Annotated in this window: 18 protein-coding genes; 8 read left to right on the top strand and 10 right to left on the bottom strand. The window is 63.1% G+C overall.

The genetic code is table 11. The features are described from left to right. The first annotated feature begins 27 nt into the window (after nt 1-27). Nucleotides 28-1,191 carry a succinyl-diaminopimelate desuccinylase gene (gene dapE, locus ABEA12_RS13155; protein WP_210102494.1) on the top strand — a complete coding sequence of 388 codons (1,164 nt, stop codon included), beginning with the start codon at nt 28-30 and terminating at the stop codon, nt 1,189-1,191. 122 nt (nt 1,192-1,313) lie between these two features. On the opposite strand, the gene ABEA12_RS13160 is transcribed toward dapE, so the two are convergent. The 5 genes from ABEA12_RS13160 to ABEA12_RS13180 form a co-directional block, all read right to left on the bottom strand. Continuing rightward, nucleotides 1,314-2,216 (bottom strand): amino acid ABC transporter permease, encoded by a 903-nt coding sequence (locus tag ABEA12_RS13160; protein WP_210100277.1) that lies wholly within the window; start codon nt 2,214-2,216, stop codon nt 1,314-1,316. Then, nucleotides 2,213-2,893 carry an amino acid ABC transporter permease gene (locus ABEA12_RS13165; RefSeq protein ID WP_345468573.1) on the bottom strand — a complete coding sequence of 227 codons (681 nt, stop codon included), beginning with the start codon at nt 2,891-2,893 and terminating at the stop codon, nt 2,213-2,215. Before ABEA12_RS13165 ends, ABEA12_RS13160 begins: the two co-directional genes overlap by 4 nt. Nucleotides 2,894-2,980: 87 nt before the next feature. After that, a complete protein-coding gene (locus tag ABEA12_RS13170) occupies nt 2,981-3,838 on the bottom strand; it encodes a glutamate ABC transporter substrate-binding protein (protein WP_210100278.1) in 858 nt (285 codons plus the stop codon). Nucleotides 3,839-3,908: 70 nt separating this feature from the next. Beyond that, nucleotides 3,909-4,685: an amino acid ABC transporter ATP-binding protein gene (locus ABEA12_RS13175; protein ID WP_345468576.1), complete on the bottom strand. Its 777-nt coding sequence runs from the start codon at nt 4,683-4,685 to the stop codon at nt 3,909-3,911. A 67-nt stretch (nt 4,686-4,752) separates the two neighbouring features. Then, nucleotides 4,753-4,974: a hypothetical protein gene (locus tag ABEA12_RS13180; RefSeq protein WP_345468639.1), complete on the bottom strand. Its 222-nt coding sequence runs from the start codon at nt 4,972-4,974 to the stop codon at nt 4,753-4,755. Here ABEA12_RS13180 and ABEA12_RS13185 point away from each other — a divergent pair. The 3 genes from ABEA12_RS13185 to ABEA12_RS13195 all read left to right on the top strand — a co-directional run bounded on the left by ABEA12_RS13185 (nt 4,885) and on the right by ABEA12_RS13195 (nt 6,285). Further along, a complete protein-coding gene (locus ABEA12_RS13185) occupies nt 4,885-5,610 on the top strand; it encodes an LOG family protein (RefSeq protein WP_345468633.1) in 726 nt (241 codons plus the stop codon). The two genes, ABEA12_RS13180 and ABEA12_RS13185, sit on opposite strands and share 90 nt — an antisense overlap. Nucleotides 5,611-5,648: 38 nt before the next feature. Continuing rightward, nucleotides 5,649-6,005, top strand: a complete 357-nt coding sequence (locus tag ABEA12_RS13190) for a DivIVA domain-containing protein (protein WP_345468578.1) — start codon at nt 5,649-5,651, stop codon at nt 6,003-6,005. 112 nt (nt 6,006-6,117) lie between these two features. Continuing rightward, nucleotides 6,118-6,285 (top strand): DUF3117 domain-containing protein, encoded by a 168-nt coding sequence (locus tag ABEA12_RS13195; RefSeq protein WP_210100280.1) that lies wholly within the window; start codon nt 6,118-6,120, stop codon nt 6,283-6,285. A gap of 124 nt (nt 6,286-6,409) precedes the next feature. On the opposite strand, the gene ABEA12_RS13200 is transcribed toward ABEA12_RS13195, so the two are convergent. After that, nucleotides 6,410-7,045 (bottom strand): O-methyltransferase, encoded by a 636-nt coding sequence (locus tag ABEA12_RS13200; protein ID WP_210100281.1) that lies wholly within the window; start codon nt 7,043-7,045, stop codon nt 6,410-6,412. Between the two features lie 228 nt (nt 7,046-7,273). Between ABEA12_RS13200 and sigE the strand changes: the two genes are divergently transcribed. Genes sigE through ABEA12_RS13215 form a run of 3 tightly spaced genes read left to right on the top strand, consistent with a single transcriptional unit; the run spans nt 7,274 to nt 9,214 of the window. Then, nucleotides 7,274-7,882, top strand: a complete 609-nt coding sequence (sigE, locus tag ABEA12_RS13205; protein ID WP_210102498.1) for an RNA polymerase sigma factor SigE — start codon at nt 7,274-7,276, stop codon at nt 7,880-7,882. 3 nt (nt 7,883-7,885) lie between these two features. Further along, nucleotides 7,886-8,794 (top strand): zf-HC2 domain-containing protein, encoded by a 909-nt coding sequence (locus tag ABEA12_RS13210; RefSeq protein ID WP_210100282.1) that lies wholly within the window; start codon nt 7,886-7,888, stop codon nt 8,792-8,794. Nucleotides 8,795-8,836: 42 nt separating this feature from the next. Then, nucleotides 8,837-9,214, top strand: a complete 378-nt coding sequence (locus ABEA12_RS13215) for a sec-independent translocase (protein WP_210100283.1) — start codon at nt 8,837-8,839, stop codon at nt 9,212-9,214. A 75-nt stretch (nt 9,215-9,289) separates the two neighbouring features. On the opposite strand, the gene ABEA12_RS13220 is transcribed toward ABEA12_RS13215, so the two are convergent. From ABEA12_RS13220 to ABEA12_RS13230, 3 genes are read right to left on the bottom strand one after another with little or no spacing between them, the layout of a single operon-like run. Then, nucleotides 9,290-10,399, bottom strand: coding sequence for an Mrp/NBP35 family ATP-binding protein (locus tag ABEA12_RS13220; protein WP_210100284.1), 1,110 nt, complete (start codon nt 10,397-10,399; stop codon nt 9,290-9,292). Next, the gene (locus ABEA12_RS13225) at nt 10,396-11,022 is read right to left on the bottom strand and encodes a DUF1003 domain-containing protein (protein ID WP_210100285.1); all 627 of its coding nucleotides are present in this window, start codon (nt 11,020-11,022) and stop codon (nt 10,396-10,398) included. Before ABEA12_RS13225 ends, ABEA12_RS13220 begins: the two co-directional genes overlap by 4 nt. Then, nucleotides 11,015-12,340, bottom strand: a complete 1,326-nt coding sequence (locus ABEA12_RS13230) for a magnesium transporter MgtE N-terminal domain-containing protein (protein ID WP_345468583.1) — start codon at nt 12,338-12,340, stop codon at nt 11,015-11,017. Before ABEA12_RS13230 ends, ABEA12_RS13225 begins: the two co-directional genes overlap by 8 nt. Nucleotides 12,341-12,490: 150 nt before the next feature. Between ABEA12_RS13230 and ABEA12_RS13235 the strand changes: the two genes are divergently transcribed. Then, nucleotides 12,491-13,402, top strand: a complete 912-nt coding sequence (locus ABEA12_RS13235) for a YflT domain-containing protein (RefSeq protein WP_210100287.1) — start codon at nt 12,491-12,493, stop codon at nt 13,400-13,402. 174 nt (nt 13,403-13,576) lie between these two features. On the opposite strand, the gene ABEA12_RS13240 is transcribed toward ABEA12_RS13235, so the two are convergent. Beyond that, a complete protein-coding gene (locus tag ABEA12_RS13240) occupies nt 13,577-15,127 on the bottom strand; it encodes an aminopeptidase P family protein (protein ID WP_210100288.1) in 1,551 nt (516 codons plus the stop codon). Nucleotides 15,128-15,205 lie beyond the last annotated feature (78 nt).

Below are 15,205 nucleotides of genomic sequence, written 5' to 3' on the forward strand. Positions count from 1 at the left end.
TAGCGTGGCAACCCGAACTAAACTTGGATTGTGCAAAGCGAACCCAGCCCAGCGTCCGGTGCCAAAGCCGGCGCACCCATCGAACTCGATTTACACGGCGACGTGGCCGGGCTTGCCGCGGCCCTGATAAACATCGAATCCGTCTCGGGCAACGAGCGGGTACTGGCTGACGCGGTTGAGGCCGCATTGCGCGCGATCCCTTGGCTGGCGGTGCATCGCGACGGTGATGCGATCGTGGCACGTACCGGGTTGGGGCGGAAGGAGAGGGTGGTGCTCGCTGGCCACCTGGACACCGTTCCGCTGCCCACCGCTGCCGGAGCCCGGGGGACGGTGCCGATTAGTTGGGAGGGCGAGATCCTCTATGGCCGCGGCGCAACGGACATGAAGGGCGGCGTTGCCGTGCAGCTTGCCCTGGCAGCCACGCTGGAGGATCCCAACAGGGACATCACCTTCATATTTTACGACCACGAGGAAGTCGCAGCCCCGAAGTCCGGGCTTGGACGGCTCTTGCGCAACAGCCCGGAAATGCTGGCCGGGGACTTCGCGATCCTGCTCGAACCGACCAACGGGACGGTGGAGGGCGGCTGCAACGGCACCACTCGATATGCAGTGAACACGCACGGTGTCGCCGCGCACTCGGCACGGGCCTGGATGGGCACCAACGCCATACATGGTGCGGCCCGCGTCCTGCAGGTCTTGTCGGACTACGAGCCGCGGACCGTCGCGGTGGACGGCCTGGACTACCGGGAGTCATTGAACGCGGTGCGCATCAACGGCGGGATCGCCGGAAACGTGATTCCCGATGCCTGCGAAGTCGAGGTCAATTACCGTTTCGCCCCGGACAAGGACATCCAAGGTGCCGATGAACATGTCCTTGGGCTGTTCGAGGGCTTTGATGTGGTGCGCACCGACGGCGCAGGCGGTGCGCGTCCCGGGCTGCAGCACCCGGCAGCTGCCTCATTTGTCGCCGCGGTGGGACGCGAACCGAAGCCGAAGTTCGGCTGGACCGATGTTGCCCGCTTCTCCGAGCTGGGTATTCCCGCGGTGAACTTCGGCCCGGGAGATCCCCTGCTGGCACATTCAGATGACGAACACGTCAGCCGAGCCGCGATCCACGAATCCCTGGACGCCCTGCGCCGCTGGCTGGGCGGGGAATCCACGACGTCGAGGTCCGCCGGGATTGCGCAGTAGCCATCCTTGGCTGACGCCGCGCCAAGAAAATCCGGCCCGCACCCCCGTGCCTCGAATGATACGAGGTACCGGGGGTGCGGGCCGGTCGGATTGGCTCCTGGGAGCAGCGCTGCGGAGCCCGGTTACTTCGGGGCATCCCCGGGCACCGCGGTTCCCACGTCCGCGACGACATTGGGCATCGCCGGGTCCTTCGGCGTCGCGGCGCTGACTCCGGAACTGCTCAGCCGGCGCGAGACGATCTCTGCCAACTTCGAGAGCCCGAAGTTGATCAGGATGAAGATGACGGCCGCAACCACGATTGCCTGGAGCACGTTCGAGTTGCCGGTGCCGATGAGCTTGGCGTTGAACAGCAGCTCGTTGTAGTTGATGATGTACCCCAGTGCGGAGTCCTTCAGGATCACGACGAACTGCCCGATCAGCGCCGGAAGCATGGCGATCAGCGCCTGCGGGATCTCGATGCTGCGCAACGACTGGCTGCGGGTCAGTCCGATGGCGATGCCCGCCTCGCGCTGGCCCTTGGGCAAGCCGAAGACACCCGAGCGGATCAGCTCGGCCACGACAGAGCCGTTGTACAACGTCAGTCCGACAACGACGGCAATGAACGGGGAATCACTCGGCGGGACGACCCCGGTACGCGCCAGGATGATCCACAGGAAGATCATCATCAACAGCACCGGAACGGCGCGGAAGAATTCCACCACGACGGAGCTGATCACGTTGATGACCCTGTTGGTCGAGAGCCGTCCGATGCCGAAGATGAAGCCGAAGACCAGAGAGGAGACGATGGCCACCGCGGCCGCCTTCAGGGTGTTCAGCAAACCCGGGAGAATGTAGAACTCCCAGATCGAACCCTTCCCGAAGACCGCCCACTTCTCGGCCGTCAACTGTCCGGCGTCGTTCATCACCTTGTACAGGTAGTAAACCAATGCCAGGGCAATCAGCACACCGATGATGTTCACGATCAGGACGCGACGCCGCGCCTTGGGCCCGGGTGCGTCAAAAAGTACGGATTCGGAAGCCTTCATCGTGCCACCGCCAACTTCTTGGAAAGGTAGGTCGTGAGCAGGCCGACCGGAATGACAACGATCACGAACATGACGGCCACGGTGAAGAAGATCAGCAGCCCGACGTCGGAGCGGATTTCGAGCATTTCCTTCATCACTCCCGAAATCTCCGTCACGGAGCCGGCGACGGCGACCGTGGTGTTCTTGATCAACGCGATCAGCACATTGCCCATCGGAGCGATGGCGCCGCGGAAAGCCTGGGGCAAAATGACCAGCTGGGCCGCCGGCAGGAAGCTCAACCCGATGGCGCGGGCTGCTTCAGCCTGGCCCAGGGGGACGGTATTGACACCCGATCGGATGGCTTCGCAGAAGAACGCCGCGTGGTAGATCGACAATCCGAGGATGGCGATCTGGAAGAAGTTCAGGTCGAAGTCCGAGCTGAACTGGATTTGGAAGACGCCGAAGAGCACCAGCACGCCGAAGGCCATGATGATCGTCAGCGGGGTGTTTCGGAAGATGTTCACGTATGCGGTCCCGAAGGCGCGGAAGCTCGGCACTGGCGAAATTCTCATCAACGCCAGGATCGTGCCCAACACGAACGAGGCGATGGCAGCCCAGAACGTCAGCTGGATGTTGCCCCAGAACGCGGACAACATTGCTTCGCCGTACTGATCCCACAGTGAAAGGTAGCCTTGCACGGCCTACTCCTTTGGGGTGCGGTTGGAAGGGGACCCATCCGGCACGGTGCCCGCGTCGGATGAGTCCCGCAATGAAACAGTCAACGATTAAGCGCAGGGCTCGGGCGTCGGGGGGTTCAACTCGGCGTTCGGGGTGTAGCCGGTGCCCTCGGTGTTGGCCTTGAGCGACTTCTCCCATTCACCGTCCTTGATCATCTTGGAGATGGCCGTGTTGATCTTTTCGCAGGTGTCGTTGCCCTTGGTCAGGCCGACGCCGTACATCTCCTCGGTGAACGTGTTGCCAACGACCTTGAACTTGCCCTTGTTGGCTGGGGTGGCTGCCAGGCCGGCAAGAATGATGTCATCGGTGGTGACAGCGTCGATCCCGCCGGTTTCCAGCAGGCCCAGGCAGTCTGCGTAGCCGCCCTGCTCAACCAGGCTGACGCCTGGGTAGGAATCGGAGACCTTCTTGGCCGAAGTGGAACCGGTGACAGAGCAGAGTTTCTTGCCCTTCAAGGTGTCCGGTCCGGTGATGGAGCTGTCGTCCTGGCGGACCAACAGGTCCTGGCCTGCAACGAAGTACGGTCCGGCGAAGGCAACGCGCTCCTTGCGGGAATCGGTGATCGAGTAGGTCGCAAGGATCATGTCGACCTGCTTGGTCTCCAACAGGGTTTCACGGTTTGCCGACGGGGCGGAAACCCATTCGATGTTCTCTTCCTTGAAGCCGAGCTCATTGGCAACGTACTTGGCGACATCGACGTCGAAGCCGGTGAACTTGTCCCCGTCCTTGAAGCCAAGACCAGGCTGGTCGAACTTGATGCCGATCTTCACTTTGTCGCCACCGCCGCCGCCATCGCCGCCGCCGCCATCGCCGCCGGCGTCTCCACCGCCACCGCCACAGCCTGTCAGCGCCAAGGCAGCGGCTGCTGCCATGGCTGCTATTGATGCAATACGAGTCTTACGCATTGTTTCTCCTTGTTGTGATCAAGGACGAGGGCGAGTTCCCCGTCCATCGAACTAAGAAAGTGCCTGGGTTTTAGTTGGTAATGAGTTTGCCGAGGAAGTCCTTGGCACGGGCGCTCTTCGGGTTGGTGAAGAACTCCTCGGGCGTCGCTTCCTCGACGATCTGGCCATCAGCCATGAAAATCACCCGGTCCGCCGCCTTGCGGGCGAAGCCCATCTCGTGGGTGACCACGATCATGGTCATGCCCTCCTTGGCCAGGCCGATCATGGTGTCGAGGACTTCGTTGATCATTTCCGGGTCCAGGGCGGAGGTGGGCTCGTCAAAAAGCATGACCTTTGGCCGCATGGCCAGCGCACGGGCAATGGCCACACGCTGCTGCTGTCCGCCCGATAGCTGCGCCGGAAGCTTGTCCTTCTGGTTGGCAACGCCAACACGTTCCAGCAAGGTCATGGCGAGCTTCTCGGCTTCTGCCTTCTTCATCCCCTTGGCCTTGATCGGGCCGAGGGTGACGTTTTCCAGGATGGTCTTGTGCGCAAAGAGGTTGAAAGACTGGAAAACCATGCCCACATCGGCACGGAGCTTCGCCAGTGCTTTGCCTTCTTCGGGCAACACCTTCGAATCGATTTCGATGGTGCCGGTATCGATGGTTTCCAGGCGGTTGATGGTGCGGCACAAGGTCGATTTGCCTGAGCCGGATGGACCTAGGACGACTACTACCTCACCCTTGTCGACTTCAAGATTGATGTCCTGAAGAACATGAAGAGGTCCATAGTGCTTGTTAACGGCAGATAGCTTGACAATGGGAGTCAGGCCCGCCTTAGCGCTACTCGAGTGGGAATCTGTGCTCATGACATGAACCCTATCCGACGTGACCCTATTCACGTCTACTATTCGGAACGAGGATACCAAATCGTAGTCAAATCAAAGCGCTGCGTTGCCAGTCGGGGCGGGTATTGGCGTTAGGGTTGAGGGCATGCAACGCCAGAATTCGCACGCTAAAGACTTTGATCCGCTGCCGGACCCGGCTCGCCGGAAGGGCTCGGTCGTCCTGCGTCGTGCGCAGGCCGATGCCGAACAGTCGGACAGCTATTTGCTCGATAGGCAGAGCGGCAAACGGGGAAACCAGGACTTCACTCATACCGATCCTTGGCGTGTGCTGCGCATCCAAAGCGAATTCGTTGAGGGCTTCGGTGCCCTGGCCGGCCTGGGGCCTGCGATCAGCGTCTTCGGTTCCGCCCGCACCAAGCGGGGATCGGAGCGCTACCTCCAAGCCGAGAGGATCGGTGAACTCATTGCCTCTGCCGGTGTCGCAGTGATCACCGGTGGCGGCCCGGGTGCCATGGAAGCCGCGAACAAGGGCGCGGTTAACGGTGGCGGCGTTTCGGTTGGCCTGGGTATTGAGCTCCCGTTCGAAACCGGCCTCAACGAGTGGGTGGACCTGGGCGTCAACTTCCGCTACTTCTTCGCAAGAAAGACCATGTTCGTCAAGTACTCCCAGGGCTTCATTGTCTTGCCGGGCGGCTACGGAACACTGGACGAGCTTTTTGAGGCGCTGACTCTTGTCCAGACCGAAAAGGTCACGGGGTTCCCGATCGTGTTAGTCGGCACCGCTTACTGGACCCCGCTCTTGGATTGGCTGAAAAACACGGTTGTCGAAGAAGGTGCGATTTCGCCGCCCGATCTCGACTTGATCCGGCTCACCGACGACATCGAGGAAGCGGTCGATATCATGGTCAACTCGGCACGGCCCAATGGGTTTGTTGCGGCGGACTAAGACTGGTTGTGCACGTGACGATTTTAGAGGAGTCATAGATGGTCTACATGTTGCTGGTGATTGCCATCGTCATTCTTGGTGCAGCCGTGTTCCTGGGAATAGGGACCACACGAACCCGGGCGAGCGGGACCGGGCGCCGGTTCGAAGCGGTTGCCGACCCGATCCAGGGGCTGGTGGAGCCCGTCGCCAGCTTGCCGCCGGTGCTTCTGCCCGAGCAGCCAACTTCAGCGGATGTCGACTCCGCTCGATTCTCCTTGGCGCTGCGTGGTTATCGCTGCGACCAAGTCGATGAAGTGCTTGATGCGATTTCCACCGAGATTTCTCGGTTACGTGAGGTCATCGCGGAACACGCAAATGACCCTGTGATTAGCAACACGAGCATTTCTTCGGAATAATAGGATGTAGCAAGTTAAAAGCGAATCAAATACACCTGGACTCGCCAATTAACTCACCACTGGGTGAAGGCCCAAAAGGGTCCTTTGCCTCAAATGAAAGGGAACAGCGCTCATGGCTGCGATGAAACCACGTACCGGGGATGGTCCGATGGAAGTCACAAAAGAAGGCCGTAGCCTGATCATGCGCGTACCGATTGACGGCGGTGGGCGTTTGGTTGTTGAACTCAATGTCGAGGAAGCCACCGCACTTCGTGAATGCCTTGTGGGAGCCACCGAGTAGTCAGCGGTGCTTGAACGCCTCGGGGCGGGGATCTGGCCAATGGCTGGGCCCCCGCCCCGAGCCATGTTCGGGGGGATGCGTTGTTCCGGGGTTCCCGAAGCCGGTCGGTGCGCCGTTGCTTGCTCTAGGTTGTTCGTACCGCGAGCTGCAGGCCCAACCCGGTGGGGACCAACGTGGTGAGGAAACGTTCGTCATCACGCAGCTGCCGGGAGGCGTTGCGAGTGGCCACCGTGCTGGGTTGGCGCACGGCTGGCTTGGACACGCGATGCTGGTCGAAGGCGTCGTGCATGATGATCATTCCACCGACCTTCACCAAACGAATGGCTTGGGCGACGTACTCGAGCAGGTGGGACTTGTCGGCATCAATGAAGACCAGGTCGTAGGCATTGTCGGTGAGCCTGGGCAGCACTGTTTGGGCGCGGCCGGAGATGGCCCGGATCCTGGAAAGGTCGACACCGGCATCGTGGAATCCCTCGCGGGCGGCTGCCAAGTGCTCGACATCGATGTCGATCGTGGTCAACGCGGCATGCTTTCCGGCTCCGCGCAGCAAGCTGGTACCCGAGACCCCGACGCCGGTTCCGATTTCCACGATGTTCCGTGCTCCGGAAAGGGCGGCCAGCACCGTGAGGAATCCGGCCGTGGCGGCTCCCACCGATTCCACCCCCAGTTCGCGCCCGCGTTCGCGGGCCCGCTCCAAGACCTCGTCGTCTTGAGCCTGAGCCTGTGCGTATGTCCAGCTGCTGAAGATGTCCAGGTTCATGGGAGTTCGGCGAATCCTTTGCGGTACGAAGTGGGTTGGTGGGCTCGGCTCGCTGCACCTTGTGTGCGTTGGAGTCGACGTCCGTGGTGGACAAACCCTGCTGGTTCATCCTATCCCCGCAGCGATGCCCGATAGGCAGAAACCGAACCAGGGGCGTTACAGACTACTTTCAGCTTCCGCTCAGGAGCATGGGCCAGACTTGGTCACGTGAACGCATCTATTCAGTCCATGGCCAGCGACGTACGCTTCCTCGACGAGCCTGCCGAGCTTACGGTGCCAACCTGGGAGGAAATCGTCAGGGACCATTCACCCCGGGTCTACCGGCTGGCCTACCGGCTCACGGGCAACCGACAAGATGCCGAAGACCTGGCGCAGGAAACCTTTGTCCGGGTTTTCCGCTCGCTGCATACCTTCACCCCTGGCACCATTGGTGGTTGGTTGCACCGTATCACCACGAACTTGTTTCTTGACCAGGCGCGTCGCAAGTCACGTATCCGTTTTGACGGGCTTGCCGAGGACGCGGAAGCGAAGATCCCCGGGACGGCACCAGGCCCCGAGCGAAGCTTTGAATACAACAACCTTGATCTCGACGTTCAAGCGGCCTTGGACGCGCTCAGCCCCGAGTTCCGTGCCGCGGTGGTCTTGTGCGATCTCGAAGGACTCTCCTACGACGAGGTCTCGGAGGCCTTGAACGTGAAACTCGGTACCGTTCGTTCCAGGATCCACCGCGGGCGAGGGATGCTGCGCGAGAAATTGGCGCACCGCAACCCGGCAGCCAGGCCCCCGGCAACGATATCGCTGCCCATTATCCGGCGGACGATCCCGGGAGTGCGCTAGGGAATGCATCAGCAAGAACGTTGGCTAGGTGACTACGCGGACGGCCTGTTGCGCGGACGCCGAAGGAAGTCGCTTGAAAAACACCTGGGGTACTGCGATTCGTGCTCGGCCGCACTCGGGTCCGATCAAGGCATGGGAAGAGGCGCTGCTTTCAGCGGGCGCAACTTCGAACCCTTGAACGCACAAACGTTGCTTGGCGCGCACTACTCCCTGCCGCAGGACCGGGGCGCGGGCACGCGCCGGGGGATCGGCGTCGTGCCCATGATCGTATTTCTGCTGGTCTTCGCGTTGGTTGCTTCCATAGCGGCAATGTCATGGATCCTGGGTGCTCCTGCCGCAAATGCGGCACCGGAACATGATCCCGCAGAGTCTTGGGGATCCACTGCCCGAAGCCTGGATGCCGGAGCCCTGAGCGAACTGCGCCAAGCCGGCTGGACCTGCCCGGTTATCGAAGCGGCGGGATTTACCTTGGCATCGGCATCCGGGCAGCTGAAGAAGGGCGAAGCCACGGTGACCATGGTCCTGAGCGACAGTGACACCGATAGTCACCGCACGGTTGAACTTGCCGAGACCCGTGCACTGCCCGGGGCCAAGGATGTGGGTCTCCGGAAGACCGCGTCCGCAGGTGCAACCACGGATCCGACCTCGGGGATGCTCACGGAGCTTGGGCACCGCCTCGGCGCCAAGGCGGCCGCCGCCGTCACGTATGCTGATGGTACGGCCACGTTGAACATGGAAGACGTAAAATACAAGGTCAGCACGAACCTTTCCAAGGCCGATGTAGAGCAGATCCTGCAAAGGCTGGTCGTGGGGGAGCACACGCACATCGTGTCCTTTGACCAAGGCAGTGAGAACATCCCGCAGAGAATGCTCCGTGGTTTCTCCCGCCTCATGGTTTTGGACTTCAAGTAGGCAGTGGCCTCGTCTTCGCTCGAAAGCAGGTAGTCTTCAAGGGTGTTTTTGGGAATCAATGGCAGTGAACTGCTGGTGCTTGCGGTGCTGGCCGTCGTTATTTTGGGACCCGAGAAACTTCCTGAGTACGCGTCCCAGCTGGCGCGGCTGGTCAAGGAACTACGCAAGATGGCCACGGGAGCCAAGGAGCAGCTGCGCGAAGAGGTCGGCGACGACATCGCTGACATGGATTGGCGCAAGCTGGACCCGCGCCAATACGACCCCCGCCGAATCATCAAGGACGCGCTTCTCGATGAATTCGACGATGCCGCCAGTGCCGCGAAGCAGGAACCGGTAATATCCCACCGACCGGTGGAGATCACACGAAGCAAGCCATTGGCCCCGCACGAACCGGCGCCCTTTGATAGCGAAGCGACCTAGCCCGGAGCGCGTATTCCCCTTTTGTGGGCCGGGGAACCCTGGATGCCCTGATTCTTTTTGTCGTGGCAGCCTGGGCTAGAGCGGGGTGACTCCCAGTTTCTTGCCGGAGAGCCCGCGGGGGCGGCGCGCCAGTCTCCTGGCCATGGCAATGATCTGTTCCGCTGCCGCGGACCCGGGATCCGAGAGCACCAACGGGACCCCCGCATCCCCTCCGGCGCGCAGCATCGGGTCCAATGCCACCTGGCCCAGCAACGGGACGTCGTTGCCCAGCACCAGGGACAACCGCCGGGCAAGATCCGCGCCGCCGCCGGAACCAAAGATGTCCATCGTGCTGCCATCGGGCAACACCAGGGCGCTCATGTTCTCGATGACGCCGACAACCTTTTGGCCTGTCTGCACGGCGATCGAACCGGCGCGCTCGGCGACCTGGGCGGCAGCCGCCTGCGGGGTGGTGACGATCACGAGCTCGGAGCCCGGCAAGAGCTGGGAGACGGAGATCGCGATGTCCCCGGTGCCCGGGGGCAAATCCAGCAGCAGTACATCGATGTCCCCGAAGTGCACGTCAGTGAGGAACTGCTCAAGGGCACGATGGAGCATGGGACCGCGCCAGATCACCGGTTTGTTGTCCGGCACGAACATCCCGATGGAGATGACCTTCACCCCGTGGGCGACCGGCGGGAGGATCATCTCATCGACACGGGTTGGCTTGGCGCCGGGGATGCCCAGCAGCCCGGGGATGGAAAACCCGTGGACATCGGCGTCGATCAGGCCCACCCGCAGTCCGTCCGCTGCCATGGCGCAGGCCAGGTTGGCCGTCAGCGAGGACTTGCCGACCCCGCCCTTGCCGCTGGCGATGGCTATGACCCGTGTCAGCGAGGCGGGATCGGAGAAGGGGGTGGTGCGCGAAACCAGCGAGGAGCGCAGCTCCGCGCGCTGTTCGGGGCTCATCACGCCAAGTTCCAGGTCCACCTCGCGTACCCCGGGCACCGCTGCCAGTGCCGCTTTGACATCGTCTTCGATTCTCGAGCGCATGGGGCAGCCGGCAATGGTCAGCAGGACCTTCACGCGTACCGTGCCATCGTCCAATGACGCCGATTCGACCATGCCCAGTTCGGTGATGGGCCGGCGGATTTCGGGGTCCTGGACGGTGGCCAGTGCTTCTTGGAGCCGAGGCTCGATGTTCATGGGTTGTCGTTCCTTGCTCTGCGCGGCTGATTGCCCGGGCCCCGGGGGACTTGGGGGATCAGTCCGGTGTTGGTGGCGCTGCGTTCGCGGCGCCGCGGGTTCCTGGCCCGCAGATTCAGTTCCTCGCCGTCGGCGGTTTCCAGCAGGTCCTCGAGCGCCGAGCGTAATTCGCTGCGTACGTAGTCGCGGGTTGCCACATCGCGCAGGGCGATGCGCAGGGCGGCGAGTTCGCGGGTGAGGTATTCGGTGTCCGAGAGGCTGCGCTCGGCACGGCCGCGGTCCTCGGAGAGCGAAACCCTGTCCCTGTCATCCTGCCGGTTTTGGGCCAGCAATAGCAACGGGGCGGCGTAGGAGGCCTGCAAGGAGAGCATCAGGGTCAGTGCGGTGAACCCCAGCGCCGCGGAGTCAAAGCGCCAATCCAGCGGGGCCCAGGTGTTCCAGATCAGCCAGAACACGCAGAAGATGCTCATGTACAGCAGGAACTGCGGGGTGCCCATGAATCGTGCGAACTTCTCGGTGCTGGAGCCGAACATGTCGGGGTTAGGCGAACGGCGCGGGAAGAACCGGGCGCGGGCCGACATGGGGGTGTCCAGGCCTGTCGTCGATTGGCGTTTTTCAGCCATGGGGTCCTCCGGTCACTGGTGGTTGCACGGTGCCCGTTGCAAGGGGGAGGGCCTCGGGCTCGGGATGTTCGTCGTGGGTGCGCCAGTCATCGGGCAGCAGGTGGTCAAGGACGTCATCGACGGTCACCGCCCCGACCAGCCGGCCGGCGTCGTTCACCACGGCCAGCGAGGTCAGGTTGTAGCTGGCCAGGGTGCGGGCGACCTCGGCGACCTGCGCCATGTCGTCGATGGGCTCGACGGCGGAATCCAGGATGTTGCCCAGGGATTCCGGCGGCGGGGTGCGCAGCAGAGCCTGGATGTGCACTAGGCCCAGGTAGCGACCGGTGGGTGTCTCCAGCGGGGGACGGGCCACGAAGACCGTTGAGGCAAGCGCGGGGCTCAACTCCTCGCGGCGCACCGAAGCCAGCGCGTCGGCGACCGTGGCCTCCGGGGACAGGATCACCGGCACCGGGGTCATCATCGACCCGGCGGTGCCCTCGGCGTATTCAAGCAGGCGGCGCATGTCCCGGGCGTCCTCTGGCTCCATCAGTTCCAGCAGCGCGTGCTGGGTGTCTTCGCTGAGCTCGTTGAGCAGGTCGGCGGCGTCGTCCGGGTCCATTTCCTCGAGTACGTCGGCGGCGCGCTCCATGTCCAGGGCGGAGAGGATCTGCACCTGCTCCTCGTCGGGCATCTCCTGGAGCACGTCTGCCAGCCGGTCGTCCTGCAGCTCGCTGGCGACCTCGACCCGGCGCTTGAGGTTCATCTCGTGCAGCGCGTCGGCGAAGTCCGCCGGTTTCATCTCGTCGTGGGCTGCAACGTAGGTGTTGGCTGCCTGGGGCTCGTGCAGGGCAGCGTGCACGACGGCGTCCCAGGACACCAGCAGCCGTTCCCCGCGGGAGCGGCGCAGGCCCAGTAGGCCGCCGGCGGGATCTCCGCGGCGCACGTAATAATCGGAAATGATCCAGTCTCCGCTGCGTTCCAGGGCCAGGCCGATGTCCTCGACCACTGCTTGGCCGCTGCCGTCGGCGAAGACGACCCGCCGGTCCAGAAGCTCTGCGGCCACGAGGATCTCCGCGCCGCGCTGGACAAAGCGGCGCATGTTCACCAGGCCGGTGCAAATGACCTGCCCGGCTTCCATGGCCCTGATGCGGGTCATCGGGACGAACACCCGGCGCTTGCCCGGAACCTCGACCACCACACCAACACATTGGGCGGGCTTGTCGCTCACGCGTGAAATCACCACGACATCGCGTAGCCGGCCCAGGCGGTCGCCCATCGGGTCAAAGACATCCAGGCCCAGTAGTCGTGCAATGAAGACCTTCGTTGAATTGCTGCTCACGCTCTCTAGGCTACTGCCTGCGCTGTGGCCCATGATGGTTTGGCCGCGGTGGCGATCACGACCTGCCCGAAGGGCTCCGGATGGACGCGTGGCTTTCACCTTCAGCGATCAAGCCAGTGGTTCCGGTGCCGCAACGTGCACAATGGATATATGTCTTCCCCACTTGGTGCGTCCCCATCCAACCCGACCGTGCTCGGCCTGCCCCGCGGCGAGCTCCTGGGGCGCTACAACACGTACCTGGACGCACAAAAGGTGGTGGACTACCTCGCGGACAACGACTTCCCCGTAGCTAACATCACGATCGTGGGCAACGACCTCAAATCGGTGGAGCGGGTCACCGCGAAGCTCAGCTACCCGAAGGTCGCCGCCGCCGGGGCCGCGCAGGGTGCGATGTTCGGTGTCTTCGTGGGGTTGGTGCTGACCATTTTTAGCCCCGGGTCCAACGCCGTGGCACAGATCCTGTCCTCGGTAGGCATCGGCATGGCCATCTGGATGCTGGTGGGAGTGGTGAGCTATTCCTTCCGGCGCGGCAAGCGGGACTTTGCCTCCCAATCACAGGTCCTTGCCACTAGCTATGACGTCGTGGTGGCGTTCTCCCATGCACACGCCGCACGGGCAATGGCGGCGAAGCTGCCGATGAGCCGCGTGGCGGCCGACAACGGGGTCGGTGCACACCACCCACCGGTGCAGCCACAAGCACAACCACCCCTCGCACAGCACGGCCCTGCAACAACCGACCCAGTGGCACCCGTTGCCCCGAAGCCCTCGACGGGCAGCTACTCCGACTTGCCTGACGGACGCCCGCAGTTCGGCATCCGAGTCCAAGACAATCCGCCCGCCGCTGAACAGGAGTCCGACGCGGCCCCGGCCCAGGATCCAGTTCCGCCTGCGGCACCTGCAGCGCATCCCGAAGCCAGTGCACAGGCCCCGACCAGCTCCGGCACGGACGCGCACACCGACGACCACGACGGGCGGCGCAACGAAAGCGGCGGGACGGATCGCGCCCATGAAGCCCCTGCAACGGAAACCCCTCACGATCCGCAGAGCGGCAAGCAGGCCTAGCGCAGTCAGGTTCCCCCTCTGGTCTCAAACGCCAGCAGGCAATCGCCGCGGCGGAACACCGACCCCCGCGCCCGTTTATCGCCTAAGTGCAAAGGACGGCCTCCATCAGGTGATGGAGGCCGTCCTTCGCCGTTGTTCCGGCAGGCGGGGTCAGACGCCGGCGAGGAGGAGGGTCTAGCCCTTGCGCACTTCGGCCATCCAGGCCTCGACCTCGGTGGGGGTGCGTGGCAGGGCCGCGGAAAGGTTCACGCATCCATCGGCGGTGACCAGGACGTCGTCCTCGATGCGAATGCCGATGCCCCGGTATTCCTCCGGTACGGCCAGGTCTTCGTTCTTGAAGTACAGTCCGGGCTCGATGGTGAAGACCATGCCCTCTTCAAGCACTCCGTCCAGGTACAGCTCGGCCTTGGCCTGGGCGCAGTCGTGCACGTCCAGGCCGAGGTGGTGGCTGGTGCCGTGCGGCATCCAACGGCGGTGCTGCTGGCCCTCGGGGGACAACGCCTCTTCCAGCGGCACCGGCAGCAGGCCCCATGCCTCGAGGTTCTGGGCGAGCACGGTGATGGCGGTGGTGTGCAGGTCGCGGAACTTGCGCCCTGGCTTGGCCACGGCGAACGCGGCATCCGCGGCGTCGAGCACGGCTTGGTAGATCTTGCGCTGGACCTGCGTGTATTTGCCGTTCACCGGCAGGGTGCGGGTGATATCGGCGGTGTACAGCGATTCGGCTTCGACACCGGCATCGAGCAACAGCAGGTCCCCGTCATCGACGGTGCCGTTGTTGTTGATCCAGTGCAGCACCGTGGCGTTGTTGCCCGAGGCAGCGATGGTGTCGTAGCCCAGGTCGTTGCCTTCTTCCCGGGCGCGGGCGAAGAATGCGCCTTCGACCACGCGCTCGCCGCGATGGTGGGTCATTGCCCGGTCCAGCGATTTGACCACGTCGTGGAAACCGTTGACCGTGGCGGCCACCGACTTCTTCATTTCCGCGATCTCCCAGGCGTCCTTGACCAGCCGGATCTCGCTCAAGGCCTCGGTGAGTTCCCCGTCGAGGGCATCGGATGCTTCAAGGTCAACACTGGTGTTGATGCGGGAAGTGTCGACCAATGCGTCGCAGTTCACGTCGACCTCACGCAGCAGGCGAATACGCATACCGCCGAATTCGACCGCGCCGGCATTGGTGGTGATGGCGAATTCAAGGCCGGTGACATCTGCGGTCGGCAGTCCCAAACGTGCCTGGAGCAGGGCAAGGGTCGGGCGCGGGCCGATCCAGAACTCACCGCTGCGGGCGCTGGCGTAGAATTCCTCGGAATCGCGACCGGCCATCGGGGTGAAGTACAACGTTGAGTTGTGGTTCGACTCGTTGTCACCCGTGCCCTCAGCGACAGGTTCCATGACCAGGACTGCGTCCGGTTCGTGGTCAAGACCAAGGCCGGTGAGGTGGGCGAAGCCCGAGTGCGGACGGAAACGGTAGTCGCAGTCGTTGGAACGGACCTTGAGCGGCCCGGCCGGAATCACTAGGCGCTCACCGGAGAAACGGGAGGAGATCGCGGCACGGCGCTTGGCCGCGTACGGTGCGACGTCGTCCGGCCCGGGGAGGGCAGATGTGTCTGTGGCCCATGACGACGCCATGAACGCCTTGAAAGCCTCGGAACTGGGGCGCTGGGAACGGTTGTTCACGCGCTCTTCTAGGGGCTGGTTGCTGCCGGTGGTGGTGGTTGCTTCAGTGCTCATTATCCAATCGTCTCAAAGCCTGGAGGGATACGCCAAGGCGCCCATCACACGGCGCTATTTTGCAGTGGACCCAAACAC

It is taken from the genome of Paeniglutamicibacter antarcticus, assembly GCF_039544305.1.
Taxonomy (GTDB): Bacteria; Actinomycetota; Actinomycetes; order Actinomycetales; family Micrococcaceae; genus Paeniglutamicibacter; species Paeniglutamicibacter antarcticus_C.

Coding starts and splice junctions, on each gene's coding strand:
- ABEA12_RS13210 (WP_210100282.1), top strand. CDS start 7,886: ATGCATCAGCAAGAACGTTGGCTAGGTGACTACGCGGACGGCCTGTTG.
- ABEA12_RS13180 (WP_345468639.1), bottom strand. CDS start 4,974: ATGAGTGAAGTCCTGGTTTCCCCGTTTGCCGCTCTGCCTATCGAGCAA.
- ABEA12_RS13225 (WP_210100285.1), bottom strand. CDS start 11,022: ATGGCTGAAAAACGCCAATCGACGACAGGCCTGGACACCCCCATGTCG.
- ABEA12_RS13175 (WP_345468576.1), bottom strand. CDS start 4,685: ATGAGCACAGATTCCCACTCGAGTAGCGCTAAGGCGGGCCTGACTCCC.
- ABEA12_RS13220 (WP_210100284.1), bottom strand. CDS start 10,399: ATGAACATCGAGCCTCGGCTCCAAGAAGCACTGGCCACCGTCCAGGAC.
- ABEA12_RS13160 (WP_210100277.1), bottom strand. CDS start 2,216: ATGAAGGCTTCCGAATCCGTACTTTTTGACGCACCCGGGCCCAAGGCG.
- ABEA12_RS13190 (WP_345468578.1), top strand. CDS start 5,649: ATGGTCTACATGTTGCTGGTGATTGCCATCGTCATTCTTGGTGCAGCC.
- ABEA12_RS13200 (WP_210100281.1), bottom strand. CDS start 7,045: ATGAACCTGGACATCTTCAGCAGCTGGACATACGCACAGGCTCAGGCT.
- ABEA12_RS13195 (WP_210100280.1), top strand. CDS start 6,118: ATGGCTGCGATGAAACCACGTACCGGGGATGGTCCGATGGAAGTCACA.
- ABEA12_RS13240 (WP_210100288.1), bottom strand. CDS start 15,127: ATGAGCACTGAAGCAACCACCACCACCGGCAGCAACCAGCCCCTAGAA.
- ABEA12_RS13170 (WP_210100278.1), bottom strand. CDS start 3,838: ATGCGTAAGACTCGTATTGCATCAATAGCAGCCATGGCAGCAGCCGCT.
- sigE (WP_210102498.1), top strand. CDS start 7,274: ATGGCCAGCGACGTACGCTTCCTCGACGAGCCTGCCGAGCTTACGGTG.
- ABEA12_RS13235 (WP_210100287.1), top strand. CDS start 12,491: ATGTCTTCCCCACTTGGTGCGTCCCCATCCAACCCGACCGTGCTCGGC.